Annotated in this window: 21 protein-coding genes and 1 pseudogene; 10 read left to right on the top strand and 12 right to left on the bottom strand. The window is 72.3% G+C overall.

Annotated features, from left to right (window positions below; all coding sequences use genetic code 11):
* Window positions 1–14: 14 nt before the first annotated feature.
* Complete coding sequence (locus ABFY03_RS01695; protein ID WP_319013665.1) at window positions 15–389, bottom strand: FKBP-type peptidyl-prolyl cis-trans isomerase; 375 nt, start codon at window positions 387–389, stop codon at window positions 15–17.
* A gap of 533 nt (window positions 390–922) precedes the next feature.
* Here ABFY03_RS01695 and ABFY03_RS01690 point away from each other — a divergent pair.
* Complete coding sequence (locus ABFY03_RS01690; RefSeq protein ID WP_346168922.1) at window positions 923–1,342, top strand: subtilase-type protease inhibitor; 420 nt, start codon at window positions 923–925, stop codon at window positions 1,340–1,342.
* 207 nt (window positions 1,343–1,549) lie between these two features.
* Here ABFY03_RS01690 and mgrA read toward each other — a convergent pair whose 3' ends face one another.
* Entirely contained in the window at window positions 1,550–2,542 is a 993-nt protein-coding gene (gene mgrA / locus ABFY03_RS01685) for an L-glyceraldehyde 3-phosphate reductase (RefSeq protein WP_346172184.1), read from the bottom strand.
* Window positions 2,543–2,668: 126 nt separating this feature from the next.
* On the opposite strand from mgrA, the gene ABFY03_RS01680 reads away from it, so the two are divergent.
* From ABFY03_RS01680 to ABFY03_RS01670, 3 genes are all read left to right on the top strand, one after another.
* Window positions 2,669–3,547, top strand: coding sequence for a LysR family transcriptional regulator (locus ABFY03_RS01680; RefSeq protein ID WP_319013589.1), 879 nt, complete (start codon window positions 2,669–2,671; stop codon window positions 3,545–3,547).
* A gap of 303 nt (window positions 3,548–3,850) precedes the next feature.
* On the top strand, window positions 3,851–4,465 hold the full coding sequence (locus ABFY03_RS01675) for an HAD family hydrolase (protein WP_346168921.1): 615 nt from the start codon (window positions 3,851–3,853) through the stop codon (window positions 4,463–4,465).
* Complete coding sequence (locus ABFY03_RS01670) at window positions 4,462–4,740, top strand: hypothetical protein (RefSeq protein ID WP_319013591.1); 279 nt, start codon at window positions 4,462–4,464, stop codon at window positions 4,738–4,740. Before ABFY03_RS01675 ends, ABFY03_RS01670 begins: the two co-directional genes overlap by 4 nt.
* A gap of 64 nt (window positions 4,741–4,804) precedes the next feature.
* On the opposite strand, the gene ABFY03_RS01665 is transcribed toward ABFY03_RS01670, so the two are convergent.
* The gene (locus ABFY03_RS01665) at window positions 4,805–5,542 is read right to left on the bottom strand and encodes an SDR family oxidoreductase (protein ID WP_346168920.1); all 738 of its coding nucleotides are present in this window, start codon (window positions 5,540–5,542) and stop codon (window positions 4,805–4,807) included.
* A gap of 101 nt (window positions 5,543–5,643) precedes the next feature.
* Here ABFY03_RS01665 and ABFY03_RS01660 point away from each other — a divergent pair.
* Window positions 5,644–6,496: pseudogene (locus ABFY03_RS01660) on the top strand (LysR family transcriptional regulator).
* A 190-nt stretch (window positions 6,497–6,686) separates the two neighbouring features.
* On the opposite strand, the gene ABFY03_RS01655 reads toward ABFY03_RS01660, so the two are convergent.
* On the bottom strand, window positions 6,687–8,054 hold the full coding sequence (locus ABFY03_RS01655) for a M64 family metallopeptidase (RefSeq protein ID WP_346168919.1): 1,368 nt from the start codon (window positions 8,052–8,054) through the stop codon (window positions 6,687–6,689).
* A gap of 274 nt (window positions 8,055–8,328) precedes the next feature.
* Here ABFY03_RS01655 and ABFY03_RS01650 point away from each other — a divergent pair, with 274 nt between their 5' ends.
* Window positions 8,329–9,684 (top strand): tetratricopeptide repeat protein, encoded by a 1,356-nt coding sequence (locus ABFY03_RS01650; protein ID WP_319013594.1) that lies wholly within the window; start codon window positions 8,329–8,331, stop codon window positions 9,682–9,684.
* Window positions 9,685–9,828: 144 nt separating this feature from the next.
* On the opposite strand, the gene ABFY03_RS01645 is transcribed toward ABFY03_RS01650, so the two are convergent.
* Both ABFY03_RS01645 and ABFY03_RS01640 read right to left on the bottom strand, forming a co-directional pair.
* Window positions 9,829–10,086, bottom strand: coding sequence for a hypothetical protein (locus tag ABFY03_RS01645; protein WP_319013595.1), 258 nt, complete (start codon window positions 10,084–10,086; stop codon window positions 9,829–9,831).
* Window positions 10,087–10,101: 15 nt separating this feature from the next.
* Window positions 10,102–10,362, bottom strand: a complete 261-nt coding sequence (locus ABFY03_RS01640; RefSeq protein WP_346168918.1) for a hypothetical protein — start codon at window positions 10,360–10,362, stop codon at window positions 10,102–10,104.
* Between the two features lie 648 nt (window positions 10,363–11,010).
* On the opposite strand from ABFY03_RS01640, the gene ABFY03_RS01635 reads away from it, so the two are divergent.
* A complete protein-coding gene (locus ABFY03_RS01635) occupies window positions 11,011–11,415 on the top strand; it encodes a type II toxin-antitoxin system PemK/MazF family toxin (RefSeq protein WP_346168917.1) in 405 nt (134 codons plus the stop codon).
* A 129-nt stretch (window positions 11,416–11,544) separates the two neighbouring features.
* The gene (locus ABFY03_RS01630) at window positions 11,545–11,988 is read left to right on the top strand and encodes a hypothetical protein (RefSeq protein WP_346168916.1); all 444 of its coding nucleotides are present in this window, start codon (window positions 11,545–11,547) and stop codon (window positions 11,986–11,988) included.
* 246 nt (window positions 11,989–12,234) lie between these two features.
* Here the strand turns inward: ABFY03_RS01630 and ABFY03_RS01625 are convergent, their stop codons facing one another.
* Together ABFY03_RS01625 and ABFY03_RS01620 are read right to left on the bottom strand one after the other, a co-directional pair.
* Window positions 12,235–12,369: a hypothetical protein gene (locus ABFY03_RS01625; protein ID WP_346168915.1), complete on the bottom strand. Its 135-nt coding sequence runs from the start codon at window positions 12,367–12,369 to the stop codon at window positions 12,235–12,237.
* 106 nt (window positions 12,370–12,475) lie between these two features.
* The gene (locus ABFY03_RS01620; protein ID WP_346168914.1) at window positions 12,476–12,904 is read right to left on the bottom strand and encodes an HIT family protein; all 429 of its coding nucleotides are present in this window, start codon (window positions 12,902–12,904) and stop codon (window positions 12,476–12,478) included.
* Between the two features lie 319 nt (window positions 12,905–13,223).
* Between ABFY03_RS01620 and ABFY03_RS01615 the strand changes: the two genes are divergently transcribed.
* On the top strand, window positions 13,224–13,397 hold the full coding sequence (locus ABFY03_RS01615) for a hypothetical protein (protein WP_346168913.1): 174 nt from the start codon (window positions 13,224–13,226) through the stop codon (window positions 13,395–13,397).
* Between the two features lie 197 nt (window positions 13,398–13,594).
* Here the strand turns inward: ABFY03_RS01615 and ABFY03_RS01610 are convergent, their stop codons facing one another.
* Both ABFY03_RS01610 and ABFY03_RS01605 read right to left on the bottom strand, forming a co-directional pair.
* Window positions 13,595–14,305, bottom strand: a complete 711-nt coding sequence (locus ABFY03_RS01610; RefSeq protein WP_346168912.1) for a hypothetical protein — start codon at window positions 14,303–14,305, stop codon at window positions 13,595–13,597.
* 88 nt (window positions 14,306–14,393) lie between these two features.
* Window positions 14,394–15,809 carry a PP2C family protein-serine/threonine phosphatase gene (locus ABFY03_RS01605; protein ID WP_346172183.1) on the bottom strand — a complete coding sequence of 472 codons (1,416 nt, stop codon included), beginning with the start codon at window positions 15,807–15,809 and terminating at the stop codon, window positions 14,394–14,396.
* A 619-nt stretch (window positions 15,810–16,428) separates the two neighbouring features.
* Between ABFY03_RS01605 and ABFY03_RS01600 the strand changes: the two genes are divergently transcribed.
* Complete coding sequence (locus tag ABFY03_RS01600) at window positions 16,429–16,752, top strand: hypothetical protein (protein WP_346168911.1); 324 nt, start codon at window positions 16,429–16,431, stop codon at window positions 16,750–16,752.
* 23 nt (window positions 16,753–16,775) lie between these two features.
* Here ABFY03_RS01600 and ABFY03_RS01595 read toward each other — a convergent pair whose 3' ends face one another.
* Together ABFY03_RS01595 and ABFY03_RS01590 are read right to left on the bottom strand one after the other, a co-directional pair.
* Window positions 16,776–17,291 carry a hypothetical protein gene (locus ABFY03_RS01595; protein ID WP_346168910.1) on the bottom strand — a complete coding sequence of 172 codons (516 nt, stop codon included), beginning with the start codon at window positions 17,289–17,291 and terminating at the stop codon, window positions 16,776–16,778.
* Window positions 17,288–19,006 carry a PHP domain-containing protein gene (locus ABFY03_RS01590; protein WP_346168909.1) on the bottom strand — a complete coding sequence of 573 codons (1,719 nt, stop codon included), beginning with the start codon at window positions 19,004–19,006 and terminating at the stop codon, window positions 17,288–17,290. The genes ABFY03_RS01595 and ABFY03_RS01590 overlap by 4 nt, the downstream gene beginning before the upstream one ends.
* Window positions 19,007–19,086: the final 80 nt, after the last annotated feature.

The raw sequence follows: 19,086 nt of genomic DNA, 5'->3' as shown, positions 1-19,086 counted from the left end.
CGCCCCCCTTGGTCTCAGTCGACCGAAAGGAGGTCGACCACGAAGATCAGGGTCTCGCCCGGCTTGATGGCCGGCGAGGGGGAGCGGTCGCCGTACGCCAGGTGGGGCGGAATGACCAGCTTCCGCCGGCCGCCGACCTTCATGCCGCGCACGCCCATGTCCCAGCCCTTGATGACCTGTCCGGCGCCCAGCGTGAACGTGAAGGCGTCGCCGCGGTTCCAGGAGGCGTCGAACTCCTCCCCGGTGGAGTGCGCCACCCCGAGGTAGTGGACCGACACCTCGGATCCCTTGGTGGCCTCGGCCCCGTCCCCGAGCGTCACGTCCTCGAGGTGCAGATAGGGGGACGGCCGACCCTTGGGGGCATCGATCTCCGGTCGCTCCAGGGCCATGACACGCTCCTCGCTCTCGTCGCCGACCGACCTGCTGTCGATCGGCATGCACGAGTGATCACTCTCGCACGCCGGCCGTCGGGAGCGTGACGGAACCCTCGCGCTGGATCTCGGGTGCGCGCTGGGGGAGTCGTCCGCCGCGCTCGGAGCTCGCGACGTGCGGCGGGGAGAGCGACGGCGCATCGGTGCTCCCTGCCCAAAACGGTCTGACCCTACGACATCTCGATCGGCATGTGATGGCAATCGGTCATGTTCCGTGCACGGAAGGTGAACGGCGGGCGCCCGGATCGGGATGTCGGCCCGCAACTCCGGGTGCACCACAAGGTGGCGGGCCTGCGCCGGTGCGCCCGGCGGGGCGTTCGGGATGCGGCGAGCAGCCAGAACGACCGGTCGGTCGTCGGACATTGACGGCTTGTCCGTAAGTAGGCCATCGACGTGCGGGCCGCCTTCGTTCGCGACAGTATCCGCGGTGCTGGACCGTAGAGCCGCAGAGATCTCCTGCGCATTCCCTTCTCTTCGAAAGCGAGCTTGTCATGCGTCATCGTCTCGCCGCCGTCTCCGCCTCCGTCCTCCTCGTCCTCGCCGGCTCCGCCAGCGTCGCGCAGGCCGAGGCGGACAGCCTGTACGCCCCGTCGGCCCTCGTACTGGCCATCGCCCAGGGCGACGACCAGGCCGCAGTGCTGCGGGCGTCGACCCTCAGCTGCGCACCGACGGCTCAGGGAACCCACCCCGACCCCGAGGCCGCCTGCGCGGAACTCGCCGCCACCTCCGGCTCCCTCGACCGCCTGCTGGTCGCCCCCGCGCCGGACCGAATGTGTCCCCTCCACTACGACCCGGTCACCCTCTTCGCCGACGGCGTGTGGCAGGGCGAGCGCATCGCCTGGAAGCACACGTTCTCCAACAGCTGCGACCTCTCCGTCACGCTGAACGGCAACACCGTCTTCGCCTTCTGAAACGCGGCTCCGTCCCCAGGGAGTCATGGAGCGGGGGGCGGTTCTCCCGGCACGCGCCGGGCGCGGCGCCGGAGGAGTGCATCGGTACCGGCAGCCTGTTCGGACCCGGCGCGACGGGACCCGCTGGGTTCCCTCCCGGCGGTCCGGACCGGACGGCACGCGCCCGGCCCGGACCGCCGAAGGGCGGGGGGCCGTCGCCCCCGCCGCTCACGAACCGACGAGCGCGTCGATGCGAGCGAGCTCCTCGGCGGCGAAGCCGAGGTTGTCGATGGCGGCCACGCTGTCGTCGAGCTGGCGGGTGCTGCTCGCGCCGATCAGGGCCGAGGTCACGCGGCCTCCGCGCAGCACCCAGGCCAGGGCCAGCTGCGCCAGGGTCTGACCGCGGTCCTCCGCGAGGGCGTTCAGGGCCCGCAGGCGGTTCACCAGGTCCCCGGTGACGGCCTCCCGCTGCAGGAACGGGCTGTCGCTCGCCGCCCGCGAGTCGTCGGGAACGCCGTTCAGGTAGCGGCCGGTGAGCAGGCCCTGCTCCAGCGGGGAGTAGGCGATGGAGCCGACCCGGAGGTCGTCGAGCGCGTCGAGCAGGCCCTCGGTCTCCGGGCGCCGGTCGAGCAGGGAGTAGCGCGGCTGGTGGATGAGCAGCGGGGTGCCGAGCTCGCCGAGGATGCGGGCGGCCTCCCGGGTCTGCTCGGCCGAGTAGTTGGAGACGCCCACATAGAGCGCCTTCCCCTGCTGCACCGCGGAGTGCAGGGCGCCCATCGTCTCCTCCAGGGGCGTCTCCGGGTCGAAGCGGTGCGAGTAGAAGACGTCGACGTACTCCAGGCCGAGGCGGGTCAGGCTCTGGTCGAGCGACGACAGCAGGTACTTGCGCGACCCCCACTCGCCGTACGGCCCGGGCCACATCAGGTATCCGGCCTTGGTGGAGACGATCAGCTCGTCGCGGTGCCGCGCGAAGTCCGACCTGAGGACGTCGCCGAAGGCGGACTCCGCGGCGCCGGGCGGCGGACCGTAGTTGTTCGCCAGGTCGAAGTGGGTGATCCCGAGGTCGAAGGCGCGGCGCAGGATGGCGCGCCGGCTGTCGGCCGTACGGTCGGGGCCGAAGTTGTGCCACAGGCCCAGCGACAGCGCGGGCAGCTTGAGGCCGCTGTTCCCGGTACGGCGGTAGGGCATGCGGGCGTAACGGTCGGGGTGTGCGGTGTACAACACGGCTCCATGAGGTCGAGGGGTGCCGGCCACCCGTGGGGCCGGGCCGGGACCAATGTGCACCCGCCCGGAGGCATCGGTCCAACAGGAGAATCCGATGGGATTCAGCGGATACGCTTCTCAATCATGGAACTGCGCCACCTCCAGCACTTCGTCGCCGTCGCCGAGGAACGGCACTTCACCCGGGCCGCCGAGCGCCTGATGGTGTCGCAATCGGGCCTGTCCGCGTCCGTGCGGGCGCTGGAGCGGGAGCTGCGGGCCCCCTTGTTCGTACGGACCACCCGCCAGGTGACCCTGACGGAGGCCGGGCGGGCGCTGCTCGGCGAGGCCGAACGGATCCTGGCCCAGGTCCGGACCGCCCGGGAGGCCGTGGCCGCCGTGCAGGGCGTGCTGCGCGGAACGCTCACCCTGGGCACCGAGCAGTGCATCGCCGGGGTGTACGCGGCGGGGCTGCTGGCCGCGTTCCGTCGCCGCCACCCGGACGTGGAGATCCGGCTGCGGCAGTCCGGCTCCCTCGACCTGGCCGAGGAGGTGTCCGGAGGGCGTCTCGACCTGGCCTTCGCGTATCGCACGTGCGCCGACTCCGACCAGTTGCGCTCGGTCCCGCTCGCCACCGAGCCGATGACCCTGCTCTGCCACCCGGAGCACCCGCTCGCGACGGCCGGGGCGGCCCTCGCTCCGGGCGACCTCGCCGCGGAGGTCTTCGTCGACTTCCACCCCGACTGGGGGCCGCGCCGGGCGACCGACGCCGCCTTCGCCGCCGCGGGCGTGCGGCGCAAGGTGGCCCTGGAGGTCAACGACGTCCACAGCCTGCTCGACCTGGTGGACGAGAACCTGGGCGTGGCGGCCGTACCCCGCCACTTCCGTCACAAGCGCGAGACCCTGCGAGCCCTCCCGGTGACGGGTGTCGCCGAGACCGTCTACGAGACCGTCGCGCTGCTCCCGCCCCCTGAGGCCACCAGCCCCGCGGCCCGTGCCTTGATGACACTGCTCCGAGCCTCCTGAAACCGCGGCCGCCGTGCGGAACGGACCATCGTCTCCACCGCCCCCGCGGTGCGCCGGGCGTGTCCCGCAGTCGCCCGTACCGGAAGTCCCCCGCCGTGGCGCCAGCGCGGCAACGCGGTGCCGGCAGCGGACACGGGCGCGCGGCAACGCAGGTGGACGATGGCGCCGACCGCGGTCGACAGGGGATCGCCGCCCGTCCGCCGACGCCAAGTACCGCTACGCGGTGGGGGCTTACGCGAAGAACGCCAGCGGGCAGCCGCCGTCTCCGCGTGAACCCATGCGCCCCGACTGTCGTCAGCGCTCATGACGACCGCCCCTCACCCGCAGCACGCCGACGGGACGCGCTCCTCCGTACGCCCCGTCGCCCTGCTGGACCTGGACGACACCCTCACCGACCGCGCCGGCGCCTTCTCCGCCCGGGCCAGGGAGTTCTCCGCCTGTCACGCGATTCCTGAGCGGTGGCTCGACGCGGCGGACGCGGCGCATTCCGGGCGTCGCCGCGACTTCTTCGCGCTCGCCAAGGCTACGTACGCCCTGCCCGGCACCGTCGACGAGCACGACGCGGCGTTCCGCCGCCGCACCCCCCAACTCGTGCCGTACCGGCCCGCCGTCAACGCCGCCGTCCAGTCCCTGGCCGACCGCGGCTGGCACCTCGCGGTCGTCACCAACGGCGATCACGACGCCCAGCACGCCAAGCTTGCCGCCGCCGGCCTCGCCGACCTGCTGACGACGGTGGTCGTCTCCTCCGACCACGGGGTCCGCAAGTCCACCCCGCCCGGCATGCGCCTGGCTTCTGACTCGGAGCGAGGTGGACCAGGGCTCCGGAGGACAGGACGCCACTCCGCGAGAGGAGTGGTGTGTTCCGTCGGCGGGGGAGGGGCACAACGTCGGCAACGAGATGACGGGGGTGGCGCGTGAGCCGGGAAGATCGCTGGATCCTGTTCAGCAGCTGGCTGTCTCTCACGGTCTGGGTGGCGCTGGGATGGGTCCTGCTGGACGCGGACCTTCAGGGACTCCAGGAGACCCTCGGATGGTGGATGATCGCCATCGCCATCGCGCCCCTCCTGATCGGGGCCGGGGGCATGTCCGCCTTCGAGGAACCGCGGACCGGTGAACGCGTCGCCTGGGCCGACGAAGACCCGCCCAAGCTCAACGGACGGGGCCTGGAGAGCTGCGGCGGCTGTGGGGGCTGAGCCGACGGGGTAACTGCGGGCCGTTCGACACCTGCCGGTCCCGAGTGGTGCGGGGGTGGGTCGGTCACCAGGGGACGACTCCCTCGTCGTCGAAGAACGCACCGGTCGGGCCGCTGTCGGGCAGGGTGGCGAGCCGGCTCGGTGCGGCCGCGCCCTGTGCGGGGGTGCGGGGGCCGTGGAAGCCCGTGAAGTCGGTGGCGACCAGGCCCGGGCAGGCGGCGTTGACCAGGATGTGCGTACCGGCGAACTGCCGGGCGTACCGGATGGTGAGGGCGTTGAGGAACGACTTCGACGGAGCGTAGGCCGCCATGATCGGGCCGATGTCGGTGTGGGGGTCCGACTGCTTGGCCAGGGAGCCGACGCTGCTGGAGACGTTGACGATGCGGGGCGAGGCGGAGCGTCGGAGAAGCGGCAGCATCGCGTTGGTCACGCGGATGACCCCCAGGACGTTGGTGTCGACGACCGTGCGGATCACCTCCAGGTCGAGCGTGGTCGGGTCCTGCTCCCACCCCGGGCTCATCTCGCCCGAGATGCCGGCGTTGTTGACCAGGGCGTCCAGATGCCCGGTCGACCGCTCGACCAGTTTCGCGGCGTCGGTGACGCTCCGGTCGTCGGTCACGTCCAGCGGTACCCCGAACGCGTCCACGCCGAGGGCGCGCAGCTGCGCGACGGCGGTCTCGCGTCGCACGGCGTCGCGGGCTCCCACGCCCACGCGGTATCCGAGGCTGCCCAGCCCAGCCGCGATCCCGTACCCGATGCCCTTGTTCGCGCCGGTCACCAGCGCGGTCTTCGTTTCGCTCATGCTGATGAGGGTGGTCCTCGGGTACGTGGTCCGGCCAACACCGATCCGGTGCGCTGTCATACCCGCCGGGTATCACCACGTATGCTGCGGCCGTGGACAGCCTGGAGACGCGCGAGTTGCGGTACTTCGTGGCCGTCGCCGAAGAACTGCACTTCGGGCGCGCGGCCGAGCGCCTCGGCATGGCCCAGCGCCGCTGTCGCGGGCGATCCAGCAGACCGAACGGCGTCTCGGGGTCTGCCTGTTGCAGCGCAACCGCCGTGGCGTCCGACTGACGGACGCCGGAGAGGTGCTGCTGTGCGAGGGCCGGGCGGCGCTCGACGCGGTCGTCGCCGCCGCTCGCCGAACCCGGCGCGTCGCCGACGCCGACAGCCCCGGCGGCCCTCGCCGACGACTGGTCCTCGCGGTGAAGGCGGCCGCGTCGCACGAACTGCTGCGGAAGCTTCTCGACGCCTACGCGGCCGAGCCCGACAGCGCCGAGGTCGAGGTGCTGCCGTGTGGCATCCGCGAGCACGAACAGCTGCTGCGCGACGGCCGCGCCGACGTCGCGCTCATGCACACCCCGTGGAACTCCCTGGCCGGATTCGAGAGCGAGGCCCTGGTGACCGAGGGGCAGGTCGCCGTCCTGCCTGCCGGCCGCCCCCTCGCCACCCGGAGACCCTGTCCCTCGCCGACGTCAGGGACGTCCCCGATCTGCCGCTCGCCCGCTGGCCCGCCCACGGCACCTACGCGCCCGGTCCGGGCCCCGAGATCCACCATCAGACACAACTGGCCCAGCTGATCGCCCTCGGGCGCACCCTGGCGATCGTCCCCGAATCCGCCCGCTCCTGGCTGTGGGCCGAGCACACCGCCGTCCCGCTGGCCGACGCGCCACCGGTCGTGACCCACATCGCCTGGCCCGCGCACAGCCCCTCCCTCACCCTGGCCGGCCTGATCCGCACCGCAACGCGGCTCTGACCGGGCAGTTCCCGGAGAGGTCTGCGAGGGTGGGGGGAGAGGTCGTCGGTCGGGGGAGATCCTTCGGCGACGGCGCGTGACGGCGAACGGCGACGGCGAACGGCGACGGCGACGATGACCCGGACCGGGACCGGGACCGGGAACGCGACCCCGGCACCGGCCCCTCTCGCCCGTTGCCGTCACTGGTCCGTCAACGCACCCGCCAACTGAGGGAGTTGGTGGTGGCCGTGCGGACCGCCGGGTCGCGTACGGCCGCGGTGGTGTCGGTGGCGGTGGCGGTGACGCGCTGGCCGCTGCGGACGGCGCCGAGTTCGGCGGGGGTGACTGACAGGTCGCCGGTGGCCCAAGGGACCTGCTTGCCGTCGACGTACCAGGTCAGGTTCAGGCCTGCCAGGCCGGTCACCGGGGCGAGCCGTACGGTCAGCGGCTGGGTCGGGCCGACCCGCTGGCCGGTCGGCACGGTCGAGGTCACGGCGTCGGCGTGGGTGTAGAAGCCCTTGATCATCGCCTCGCGGCCGACGTGGTTGAACTCGGTGGAGGCGAGGGTCCGCATGAGGGACGTGTCCGTCGGGCGGTAGACGCCCGTCTCGTAGTAGTCGCCGCCCTCGTAGGTGCCGATGGGCGAGCCGGTCGGGTCCTGTTCCCCGACCCACCGGTACCACTTGCTCGTGCCGAGGTCGGCGGAGGTGGAGATGTTGGTGCTGGCGGACGACTTGTACGGGTACGCGCCGTAGCCGGCGTACTGGTACTCGTCGGCCAGCTCGCCTATGGAGTGACCGAGTTCGTGGGCGCCGATGAGGTACGACTTCGCGTTGTCGGAGGACATGGTCGCGATGCCGCGGTACGACGCGCCGGGCGGCGGCGGGGAGAAGGTGTAGCCCGCTCCGCCGTACTTGGTGGAGTTGGCGATGACGAAGACGATGTCGGAGGCCGGCGCCTGGTTGGCGTGGGCGGTGACCTTGGACTCGTCGACGCAGAGCAGCCGCTCGATGCCGTCGCAGAAGAAGTACGAGCTGAGGGCGGTGTCCTTGACGGCGTCGGCGGTCGGGTCGCCGGAGACGCCGGACTCGGCGGAGGCGGTGTCCACCAGCCAGATGTTGAACAGGCCCCGGTAGCTGGCATACGGCTCGATGGCGAAGACCGCGTCGATCGTCGCCTGTGCGTCCGCGCGGAAGTCGGCCTGCTGGGCGGCGGTGTAGCCGTCGCCCATGACCACCAGGTCGAGGCGGCCGGTGACCGGTCCGGTCTCCTGGACGGCCGTGACCGTCGCGTCGACGGCGGCGGCGGTGGTCGAGGTCTGGTGGCGGGCGACCCTGGCCGGGGCGTCCGCCGGGACGTGCGTGTGCCGGGGGTGGCCACCCGGGCCGTCGAAGTACTCGACCTCGTGGGTCCTTGCCGCCCCGGAGTCGGTGACGAGACCGGTGCCCATGGTGGGGTCCGTGGTGGGGGCCGGGGCGGCTCCGGCGGTGCTTGCGCCGCCGGCGAGCAGGGCCGCGGTGGTGAGGGCGGCGCCGAAGGAGGCGATCCAGCGGGTACGGCTGCTTCCGCGTCTGGGCACGGTGAACCTCTCTCAAGCGAAGAGTTAAGTGTGCTTAAGTAGCCGCTTAAGCTAGGGGTTCGCCGCCACGGGACACAAGACCCCCGCGAGACAGGGGACGTACGACGGGGGCGCACGGGCCGGTCACGGCTGCGTTCGGCGTCGGAGGCGGCGAGTGGAGACAGCGAGCGGCGAGGGCGAGCCGGCGGGGGACGAGCAGAGGAAGCGAGCGAGCGAGCGCAGGCAGGGAGCGGCGGCGGCGAGCGGGAGGGGAGGCGCTGGCATGATGGGACGCATGGCGGAACGGGACGACCCCGAGACCATCGGACGCAGGGTGCAGGAACTGCGGCGGCGGCGCGGGCTGACACAGCGGCAGCTGGCCGAGCCCGCCTACACGCCCGCCTACGTCTCCACCCTGGAGGCCGGCCGGGTCCGGCCCTCCGACGAGGCACTGCGACACCTCGCCGACCGGCTCGGCGTCGCCTTCGAGGAACTCGCCACCGGACGGCCCACCCACCTCGCCACCGACCTCCGCCTGGGACTCACCGAGGCCCAGCGCGCGCTCGCCGACGGCGAGGCCGAGCAGGCCGCCGACCGGTTCGCCGGCCTCCTGGCGCAGGCCGCGGCACACGGCTTCGTCGAAGAACAGGCGGCCGCGCAGCTCGGTCTCGGCGACTGCGCCCTGGAGACGGGCGACCTCCAGGGAGCCCGCGAGCACTTCGAGGCGGCCGAGCGGACCCTCGCGGCCGCCTCCCTGCCCGCCCGCGTCCCGGCCCGGCGGGGCCGCGCCGTCACCCACTACCTCGCCGGCGAACTCCGCTACGCCGTCTACCTCCTGGAGTCGACGCTCGACGAGCTCAACCTCGCGGGCCTGCACGACCCCGACGCCCTGCTCCTGCTCTACACCGCCGTGATCGGCCCCTACATGGACATGGGTGCGCAGGCCCGCGCCGCGCAGGCCGCCGAGCTGGCGCTCGCCCTCGCCCCGCAGGCCGGGGACCCGGCGCTGATCGCGCGCATGCACCGCTCGGTGGCCCGGACCCTGCTCGCCGAGGGCCGGATCGCCGAGGCCGACGCCTCGCTCGCCAAGGCCGCGGAGATGTACCGCCAGCTGAAGATCCGTACCGAACTGGCCAACTGCCGCTGGATGCGCGGCTACGTCTACGCCCAGAACGGCGAACTCGCCCGGGCCGAGGAGGAACTGCGCGCAGCCCGCGCCATGCTGTCCTCCCGCCGCGCCGCCCTCTACAGCAGCCAGGTCGCCGTCGAGCTCGCCGACGTGCTGCACAGGCGCGGCAAGTCCGAAGAGGCCGCCGAGCTGCTGCGCGAGGTCCTCGGGGGGCTCTCCCCGGAACGCGGCGCGGTCCACGCAGCCGCCGCGCACCGGCTGCTCGGCATCATCGCCGAGCACACGCGCGACACCGAAGCCGCCGAGGAGCACTACGTCCGCGCGATGAGCCTCCTGGAACGCGCGGGCGCCGCCGGCGACCTCGCCGACGTGTGCCGCCTCCTCGGCGACCTGCTGCGCCGCACCGGCCGGGTGGAAGCGGCTCTCGACGCGTACCGCACCGGTCTCGGACACCGTACGGCCGGCACCACCACCCTCGGCCCCGCGCCCGCCCAGCCTCCCCTGCGGGACGACCTGCTGTGAACAGGCTGAGGCTGCGTCCGTGAGCACGACGCCTCGTGTTTCACGACTCACGCGGCGTACGGCAGCCGAAACCTGCGGCCGGAGGCGAACGCCGGAGGTCACTGCGGGCGCCGACCGGTGCTCGTGGGCGAACCGTCCGGCGGGTCAGCGGTCCGGGTCGATGCCGTTCGAGACGGACTTCACGCGGGCGATCTGGACCTTCGCCGCGTACTCCACGTTGCCGAGCTCGGTGTCGCTCGCGTGGAGGTGGGCCCCGACCGCGCCGATGCGTGTGACGACCTCGAAGGTGTCGCCGTCCCGCATCGCCTCCGTCTCGTCCGCGTCGGCGTTCACCGTCACGGGCCGCGCCGGCTCGCCGTACTCCGCGCTCTCCTCGTGCTCGTGCTCCGCCAGGTCCTTCATCGTCGTGGACGCGTCCTACGCCGTGGCGAAGGTGAAGAGGGTGAACTCCACGCATGCCTCTTCCGCGGAACCCCGGGCCTCCATGTCCCGGTTCCCGATCGCCTGAATCCCGGTACACGGCGACTTCGCGAGTTCGGGGCAGCCCTTGACCACCTCGTCGCCCCGCACCACGACGGGATCACCGCCGACCATGACGTCGCCGATGCTGCCCCCGGAGGGGAGCGCGGCGTACAGGCCCGTCGTGTCCACCCAGACCGGTGGGACGCTCGGTGTCACGCCCTCACCGTCGGCGGGCGTCGACGCCCCTCCGCCGCCGTCGGCGGGTGCCGACGACCCTCCGCCGCCCGTGGCCGACGAGGTCGCCGGCGTCCCTCCCACCGTCGGGCTGCCCTTCGCAGCGCCTTCCGCCGGGGCGGCACCGTCGTTGCACCCGCTCAGGGCCAAGGCCATGACCGCCATGACGACGGCCCCCCGTATCGCCCCCTTCACCCGGACTCTCCGATGCCGTGATCACGCCCGCGGACGACCGCACCATGATCGAATTCACTGACAGGCACACCCGACCCCATCGCCCGTCGACCGGCCAGATCCGGCGGGCTACTGCGCTCGGAGGCGGCACGCGCACCGGTGAAGGCGTCCGCCCGCACACCCGCGGCGCCCAGGCACGACACCGCGCGGGCGGCCTCCACGCCGAAGACCCCCTTGCAGGTCCGGGAACAGCCCAAGGGCCAAGTCCCGCAGCCGGCACCGGGAGGGGGAATCCGCGCGAAGCGGCCCGCGAATGACCCGCTTCCAGCGGGCACGGTCTACGCTGTGACCCCTGCGGGCGACGACCGCGTGATCTCCCGTCTTCACACACCGATGATCACCGGTGGCCGCACCGCTTTCACAGCGCCCTCACCCCGGACCGTGCCAGGAGGAACCATGCAACACGGCGAAGTCTGGTGGGTCGAGTTCGATGAGCGACGGCCGGTCGTGCTGCTGTCGGGAGACGAGGCGTCCGGGCTCCAGGTGATGCAGGTCGTCGCTCCCGCGGGCGTGGACGTCAGCGATCTGGGCATCGAAGTGGCGGTGGGCGCCGAGGAGGGACTGCCCTTCGAAGGTGTGCTGCGCTTCGCGTTCCCGCGTCCGGGCTTCACCCCGTGCACGTGGCTGACCACCGTCTCCCGTGACGACCTGGTCGAGCGGGCAGGCGTGCTGTCCTCCGCGAAGCTGACCGAGATTGAAGACGCCCTCCGCGCCGTTGAACGGCCGAAGGAGTGGACCGAGGCGGCAGCCGCGAAGCTCAGCGAGATGAAAGATGCCCTCCGTCTCGGTCGACTGGAGTAATCGGTGGCAGGGGACGGACGCGGCCGGGCGGTGCGGAAGATCGCCCACACCAGCAAGACCACGATCTCGGGCCGAAGTATGAGGGTGCCGATGCACGAACCGAGATCCGGCGTGCACGACAGACCGCGGATGGAGAACGCCCTCGACGTCCTGCGTGCCGAGCTGGAGGTTGGACGATCGAAGACGAGCGAGTTGACCACTCGGGCCGCGTGGCTGGCTTTCACGCGCTTTGCGCGGCAGCGCTTTGCCACCGCGCCGCCGCCCGACTCTGACGGATTGCTTTTCCAGTACGGCACGTACGCCTTCACCGGGCGGCCGATGTTCACGGTGGACCTCACGAGACAGTTCGAGGTCAACGACGCCGAGGGAGTGCACGAGCACTACGTCCAGGTGCACTGCGAACTTCGCTACGCGTGCGGCCCCGCCCTGGACGCGTTGGGAAGCTACGATTCCTGGTTCTTCCACGACGCCGACGCGGACGCGGAGGAGTGGTTCGCCGCTGTGGAGAGGCGCCTCGAACCGTTGCTTGACCGGAGGCCCTCCGAGATCGATGTGTATGAGGAACTGGTGTAGGTCGTCACGCGAGCACGTGGCGCATCAGCATCTTGATGCGGTTGAGTGGCCTCCGCCGATTCTGGAGTTCCAGGCCAGGGCAGGTCGGCGATGAACGGCGGCGGGTTGATCTGTTGCCCGACCGAAGGCGTCCACCCTGGCCGACTGGCTGGGGAGCGCCCCGGCAGCGAGGCCGTCTGCCGCATCAAGTGCCGGATGCCTGTTGCATCGCCCCGAAGCTGGCAACCCAGGTCTCGACGAGGTCGATCACGCCCGCTTCATCCATGCCCAGGAAGAACCGGCCGTGGTCCAGTTCGCCGAGAGGGTGAAGATGGCGTCCGATCGCTCTTGCAGGAAGGCTTGCGCAGCATCGTGCATGGCGAGGCCGACTGCTTCGAACACGGAACGCCAGCGTGCCGTGTCGACCTTCCGTCCAAGGCATCCATCCCGACGCCTCGAGCACCTCATCTACCTCAGGCGACCAACTACTCATCTGGGCCCCGGCTCCTCAGCCACCCGTGTGCTCTGTCTCCGCCGCCAGTACGTGGGCGATCCGCTTCGCCGGGTCTCCGGCGAGCCGGTGGTGCGAGCGGCCGGTCGGCCAGGTGGAGATGCCGTCCTCGGGCCACCGCGGGACGACGTGGAAATGCAGGTGGTGCACCGACTGCTCAGAGGCCGGACCGTTCGCGCTGAGGATGTTCACCCCTGTCGCGTTCAGTCCGGTCCGCATCGCCTTGGCCAGACGCTGGACCAGCGCCGTCGTCTCGGCCAGGACCTCGCTGGGTGTGTCGAAGAGGTCGGCGAAGTGGGAGGTCGGTACGACCAGGGTGTGTCCGGGGGCGAGAGGGTCGCGCGGGGTGAACGCGCACGCCTGGGGACCACGGGCCACCCAGTGCGCTCGGTCCTCGCGGATGAGCTCACAGAAAACGCACGGCATACGGCAGACGCTCCCACAGGCCGTCGGTGCCTCATGCGACGGGGTGTCGACCGGCGGAGCACGGGAGTGTGGACGCGTCCGTGCGTGGAGTGCCGCAGCGGGGGCGTCGCGACTGCTGCCTGCGATGGTGCAAGAGGCGCCCGCCTTCCGCGTACCGTGTCACCACCACGTCCCCCACGGGGGTGCCGATGAGCGCGCAGCCCGACCACACCGCCGCTGCCTCTCCGTACGCTCTCCCGCCCAGAGCGCCGGCCGAGCTCCTCGACCGACTGCGTGCCGATCGCCGCGCCGATCGCTGGGTGCCCGCCTTCGAACGCGAGTGGCCGCGGCCCTGGAAGAGTCCCGCGCCACCTTCTCCCTGGCCACTCTCTACGAGGTCGTCCACACCGGGACCGCCCGCCTCGCCTCGGCTCCCGCCGCCGACGCGTTCCACGCCTCGGGTCGAGACGAGACCGACTGCATCGACATGGCCGCAGTGCGCGGGCGCCGGTGAACAGGACGCCCCGCGGACGATCCCGAGGGCGAGGACGTGAGGATCGCCTCCGCGGGCCGGCTTTCCGCCACCTACTTCACCCTCCACCCGCTGCGGCACCTGTCCGTACTCGACATCGTCTGGCTCGGACAGCTCAGGGGACCTCGACGGCATCCATCGCGCCGACACCGAGTTCCGTACGGGGCCGGCGAGAACCGTCAGTCGGTGAGGACGATGTCCTCGGGCGCCGGGGCCTTGGCTTCGACCGGCCTGTCGTAGTGCGAGTAGGTCGTCGTTCCCGGCGATTCACCGCCTTTCGTGACGATCTTCAAGAGATACGGGGGGTCTTCCGCGTCGACGTAGACCACTGTCTCGCTTTCGCTGTCCGGCCTCACCAGCTTCACGGCACTGTGCCCGTCCACGGTGGCCGGTTCGCCGTTCGCGGAGTCGTCGTCCCAGCCGTTGCCCAGCCCTGGAGGGAGAGGCACCCGGTCGCAGAGCGTCAGTTCGGCCGGGGCGTCCGGGCCGTCGACAGGCGGCCTCGTCCAGCGGCCCCGGACCTTGTCGACCAGGGCGTCGAGTTCCTTCGGGCTTCGGTGTCGCTCCTGCGTGCGCAGGAGCGTTTCGTCGCGGCGGAGGTACACGTCCTTGCCGTTGATCCTGATCAGTTCGGCCGTGCCCGCCGTGCCGTAGGACATCGTGGCGGTGCAGTTCCCTCGGGTGTCGAGGGAGACGCGGCCCTCCATCGGCACCGTCAAGGAGAGCCCGTCCATGTGAAGGGTCACGGACTTCGCCGACTCGGTCGCCCTGATCGACCTGCCGACGAGCTCAGGTCCGGCCGGGTCGCCCCGGAACGGACCGCAGGCGGTGGAGAACACGACGGCCACGCAGGCGAGCGCGGTGGCGGGACGGGGGAGTGCGGCAGGCATGGCGGCAGTCTCCCCGAGGGGGCGAAGGAGGAGAAGGGGGGGCGGGGTCCGGCAGGAGGGTGCCCGGCCCGTCTGCGTCGCACCGGTCTCAGTTCGCGTTCGCCGCGCCGGGATCCGTGAGGGTGGCGGCGAGGACGGTGATGTCGTCGCGTTCCCAGTCCGTGCCGTGGTGCTGGGCGGTGAGATGGAGCCGGCGGACGGTCTCGCGCGGGTCGGGACCGGTGTCGGCGAGGAGGTCGGTGACCGTCTGCTCGCCGAGCATGGCGCCGTGGGCGTCGCGGGCCTCGGTCAGGCCGTCGGTGGCGAGCAGGACGAGGTCGCCGGGGGACAGGGTGGTCGTGACGACCTCCCAGGTGTCTTCGGGGACCGTGACGAAGGACCCGATCACCGGCCCGGTCGGCGGCAGTTCCTCGACGGAGCCGTCGGCGCGGCGTACCCGCGCGAACTCGTGTCCGGCGTTGAGCCAGCGCAGCCTTCCCCGACCGGGGTCGAGCACGGTGATGACCAGGGTCGTGAACCGTTCGTCCTCCGTGGAGAGCATCGACCAGGCTGCCGCGGCCGCCACCCTCGGGTCGAGACTGAGGCGGAGCGCCGACAGGACGGCGCTCTTGGTCTGGACGGCGAGGAGGCCGGCCTCGACGCCGTGGCCCGCGACGTCGCCCTGGATGAGGGCGGTCGTGCCGTCGGACAGGGCGAGGGTGTCGAAGAAGTCGCCCGCGATCAGGCCCTCCGCCGCCATCAACTCGCCGTGCGCGTCCACACCGGGCCCGGGGGAGTGATGGGCGGCCAGGATCCGCTGCAGACCCAGGGAGGTCACCGCGTCGGTGCGCAGAGCCAGGTCGGCCTGGGTGGCGCGGTGGCGGGACTGCTTGAGCAGGAGGAGGGTGCGTTCGGCCTCGCTCCACACGCCGCCGAGCCAGCCTCGGGTATCGGGCGGAGGGAGCGGGGCCGCGTCGGCGGCCGTGCTGCCGAGACGGGCTTCGAGGTCGGCGAGCGGGCGGACGATCCTGCGCCACAGCGTCCACACCAGGCCGCCGAGCAGCAGGAGCAGCGCGGCGACGAAGACGCAGTGGAGCGCGAAGAGCGTGTTCTGCCCGGTCTCGGCCTCGTGACGGGCCCGCGCCTTGCGGGCGTCGAGGGCGGCGGCGAGGCGGTCCGTCGTCGTCAACAGGGGCTGGATGCCGGCGGCGGGGTTGACGACCCACGTGGAGAGGGCGGAGTTCAGGGCGGTGCCCTCGGAGTCCAGGCCCAGGGTGGCGGTCTCGCGGGTGATCGCGTCCGCGAGCACGAGGGCCCGGTCCGCGTGGACGTCCGGTACCGGCGCGGTCCCGGACTCCGCGGCGAGCACGTGCCGGGCCTCCTCGCTCTCGTGGATGACGGAGAACAGCCTGCCGATGTCGCGCGTGGTCCTCTCGGCCCGCCCGCTGTCCAGCGACGGCCCGGTGCGTACGCGGACGGCGAGGAGGACGTCGATGACCATCAGCGCCACGACGACGACCAGCATGGCCACGAGCGCGCCCCCGGGCGACCGGAGCGGAGGGACGAAACGACTTCGCCAGGACACAGACGGTTCCCGCCCCGGCCGGCCGCGCGCCGGGAGCGGGCAGGCCGAACTGGTCGACTCCCCGACGCCCGGTCCGCCGTCAGCATGCCTGTCCGCGCGGACGGAATCCAGCACTCCCCTCCCGGTCTGTCGCCGCCCCTCGCGCCACGGCCGGACCGGACGCCCGCGTGCGTACGGGACTGCCGGACGACCCACACCTGCGCCACCCCGACGGCCCGTACACCCAGACCTGCAACGCGGACCCGGCGACGCAGCCGCGCGGAGGAACTGCCCCGCCCGAGTGGCCCGACGGGCGTCCGTCGCCGTCCCAGCGGCGCCCGGGTGCCCGTCCGGGCACCCGGGCATCCAGTGGGCGCAAGGGGCGGGGTGCCGCGACCGCGCGCTGAAGGATCTCGCCTGCCCGGCACCCCCTGGGGGAGGGCGCCCAGAAGCCGGACCACTCGGTGGCTACTTGTACGCGGCCACCTGACCGCACATCGAAGCCCCCAGCTCCTGCGCGTCGGCCTCGCCCCTGCACCGCGCCATCCACCGGCACTTCCCGTCGTTCATGGAGTCGCACATGGTGGAGCAGAACAGCAGGAGCGGCAGTCCGGCCCACGACCCGGCCCTGGCCGACATACCCGACGGCGTCGTCTGCGCGCGGGACCTCTCGGGCGCCCACCCGGGGGACCCGGGGCGCGGCGGCGGCGAGGTGGTCGTCGGCGACTGCCTGACGGCAACCGGTGCCGAGACCCTCTGTTCCTCGAAGAAGCCCGCCCCCGCCCGCAAGGTCCTCGCCATCGCCGGGACCCGTGCCGAATGCCCCGCCGCCACGATCGACGTCCAGCCCCTCGTGCGTCCGCTTGGTCGCGCCTACGACGTCGGCTGCACCGGCAAGCCCTGAACCACCGCGCCGCGGCGCCGCGCTCAGTGGTCCGCGCAGCACGGAGTCGGGTCCGGCATCTCGAAGGGCACGAGTACGCCGCCCGCCGCGGGCATGGCGGACAGGACGAGGTCGCCGTCGTCCGTCCATCGGGGGCGTACGTGGCCGTTCGTGACGAGACGGGTGTCCGTCGTCGGCGGGTGCGGGGCGCCGAGCACGGTCACGCGGTCGATCGCCGAGCGCGCGACGACGTCGGCGACGGTGAGCGTGCCCGTGAGGGAGGCCGCGCCGGGGTACAGCACCGCGCGGCCCACCGCGTCGGGGATGCCACGCGTCACCGGGTGGCCGTGGGCCGCGAGCCGCTCCTCGACGGTGCTGAGGAGCGGCCCGGACGGCAGGGCGAGGGACACCACGACACGCGGCCGCTCACCGCGCACCAGGTGCGTGCATCCGAACACGGCGTCGGGGAGGTCGAGTACGGCGGCCAGCCCGTGGAGCAGGTGGTCGGCGGCGCGCAGGTCCCTGACGCCCGCGTCGACCGTCAGAGCGTGCGGCGTCACGACGGCAGGACCCACACCGGGTTCGAGTAGAACCACAGGTCGCGCCACGGGTCGGCGTCGCCGATCACGTCGATGGCCGGGCCGGCGGGATCGACCGCGGCCCCCATCGCTCCGACAGCGGAGCGGTGGCCGTCCGTGCCGCGCAGCCGGAGGTAGACCGGGCGGTCGACGCGGCCGAGGTCGTAGGTGAGGCGGACGCTGCCGGACGTCTTGTTCACCTCGTACGACGTCACCACCCGGGCCGTCGGCGCGGTGAAGGCGTCCCGGTCCGCGACCGGGCCGGTCACGTCGCCCTGGATGACGTCCACGCGGGACAAGCGCGGCACGAAACCGGCCCAGTTGGGGGCGCCGGCGAGAGCGAGGTCGACGGTCAGCGTGACGTGCGTACCCCTCCTGACGTGGAGGGCGCCGCCCAGCGTGGCCCAGCGGTGACCGCCGGCCACGCGGACGTCGAGTCCGCTGATCAGCTGCCCGTGGTCGACCCAGACGCGACCCGCCCGGATGCCGTCCATCACGGCGGCGTAGCCGAAGCCGTCGGCGCCGACGTGCGTGCGGCTGTACTGACCGGGCCAGTAGTCGCCCTCGGTGAGGTCGATCCTCCCGCCGTAGACCGGGTCGCCGTGCTTGCCGTCGGCGGTGAAGTCGCCGTCCGGGCCTCGGACGGCGGTGTCCGTGTAGACGTGGTGGCAGTCGGAGTTGGCGGTGATCCACCAGGGTTTGCCCTCGGCGAGGAGGCTGTCCCACAGTCCGCCGACGGTGGCGGTCATCCAGTCGAAGCCGCCCCAGGTGCGGTAGCTCTCCAGCGGGTAGCCGGGGAAGGAGTTGGCTCCCGGGCTGCCGTCGTACAGGCCCCGGGCACGGCCCATGCCCAGGCCCCGGGCGATGCCGGCGGCCTGGTGGCCGGGGGCGCCCTCCATGCCGACGGCGATGCGGCGGCCGTCCCCGGTGGCGTCGCGCCAGGCCCGTATCTCGTGCGGCGAGTCGATGCCCTTGCGCGACGGATGGTTGGCGAGCATCAGCACGTCCTTGACCTGGCGCCGCCGGACCTGGTCGGCGAGGAAGTCCAGGCCCGCGACGGCCAGCGCCTCGTTGGCGGGCGTGGAGTCGCCGGCGCCCTTGACGCCGCCGTCGTAGTCGGTCTCGAAGCGCTTGAGGACGGCGACCTCGTTGGGGCCGGGGTGGACGAAGACGGTGCCGTGCTCGGCGCCCGGGATGTTCCACTCCAGGCCCTGGAAGACGAGGGTGTCCTGGTACGCGGCGCGGGCGTCGCGGATGTCCGGGTTGACCTTCTCGACGCCGATCCTGGCGTGGGTCGCGTTCCCGTGGTCGGTGATGACCAGCCAGTCCAGGCCGTGTCTGGCGCCCTGCCGGACCTGGTCGACGACGCGGTACTTGCCGTCGTTGCTGTACTGGGTGTGGATGTGGTGGTCGCCGGCCAGCCACAGGAAGCCGTTCGTCCGGCGGGAACCGGGTGCGGCGGCGGCCGCGGCGGTCCGCGGGGCGAGGACGCTCCCGGCGGTCAGTCCCGCGCCGAGCAGTCCCGCGCGGCGCAGCAGCGCGCGGCGCGACCGCTGCTCGGGAGTCAGGGCCTCGTCGGGCACGGAGACGTCGAAGGCGGCGGGCAACTCCGACGCCGGGTGTTCGTCGTCGTGGTCGTGTCCGTGCGGATGATGACCGTGCCCGTGATGACCGTGCCCGTGATGGCCGTGCCCCATGAAACGCCTCCTGGCTCCCGCTTGCTCGCCCGGGCGCTGCTGCGCCGACTGAGGAGGATCGAGGCGAAAGATGAAAATTG

This window comes from Streptomyces roseofulvus (assembly GCF_039534915.1).
Classification (GTDB): domain Bacteria; phylum Actinomycetota; class Actinomycetes; order Streptomycetales; family Streptomycetaceae; genus Streptomyces; species Streptomyces roseofulvus.
Note: the sequence above shows the minus strand (reverse complement) of the source record. Positions and strands in the feature narration are given on the sequence as shown.

Bases quoted from the DNA above. Each gene is read 5' to 3' on its own strand.
- ABFY03_RS01675 (WP_346168921.1), top strand. From the start codon at position 3,851: ATGACGACCGCCCCTCACCCGCAGCACGCCGACGGGACGCGCTCCTCC.
- ABFY03_RS01645 (WP_319013595.1), bottom strand. From the start codon at position 10,086: ATGAAGGACCTGGCGGAGCACGAGCACGAGGAGAGCGCGGAGTACGGC.
- ABFY03_RS01600 (WP_346168911.1), top strand. From the start codon at position 16,429: ATGGTGGAGCAGAACAGCAGGAGCGGCAGTCCGGCCCACGACCCGGCC.
- ABFY03_RS01605 (WP_346172183.1), bottom strand. From the start codon at position 15,809: ATGCTGGTCGTCGTCGTGGCGCTGATGGTCATCGACGTCCTCCTCGCC.
- ABFY03_RS01665 (WP_346168920.1), bottom strand. From the start codon at position 5,542: ATGAGCGAAACGAAGACCGCGCTGGTGACCGGCGCGAACAAGGGCATC.
- ABFY03_RS01650 (WP_319013594.1), top strand. From the start codon at position 8,329: ATGGCGGAACGGGACGACCCCGAGACCATCGGACGCAGGGTGCAGGAA.
- ABFY03_RS01690 (WP_346168922.1), top strand. From the start codon at position 923: ATGCGTCATCGTCTCGCCGCCGTCTCCGCCTCCGTCCTCCTCGTCCTC.
- ABFY03_RS01590 (WP_346168909.1), bottom strand. From the start codon at position 19,006: ATGGGGCACGGCCATCACGGGCACGGTCATCACGGGCACGGTCATCAT.
- ABFY03_RS01620 (WP_346168914.1), bottom strand. From the start codon at position 12,904: ATGCCGTGCGTTTTCTGTGAGCTCATCCGCGAGGACCGAGCGCACTGG.
- ABFY03_RS01635 (WP_346168917.1), top strand. From the start codon at position 11,011: ATGCAACACGGCGAAGTCTGGTGGGTCGAGTTCGATGAGCGACGGCCG.
- ABFY03_RS01630 (WP_346168916.1), top strand. From the start codon at position 11,545: ATGGAGAACGCCCTCGACGTCCTGCGTGCCGAGCTGGAGGTTGGACGA.
- ABFY03_RS01610 (WP_346168912.1), bottom strand. From the start codon at position 14,305: ATGCCTGCCGCACTCCCCCGTCCCGCCACCGCGCTCGCCTGCGTGGCC.
- ABFY03_RS01680 (WP_319013589.1), top strand. From the start codon at position 2,669: ATGGAACTGCGCCACCTCCAGCACTTCGTCGCCGTCGCCGAGGAACGG.
- ABFY03_RS01695 (WP_319013665.1), bottom strand. From the start codon at position 389: ATGGCCCTGGAGCGACCGGAGATCGATGCCCCCAAGGGTCGGCCGTCC.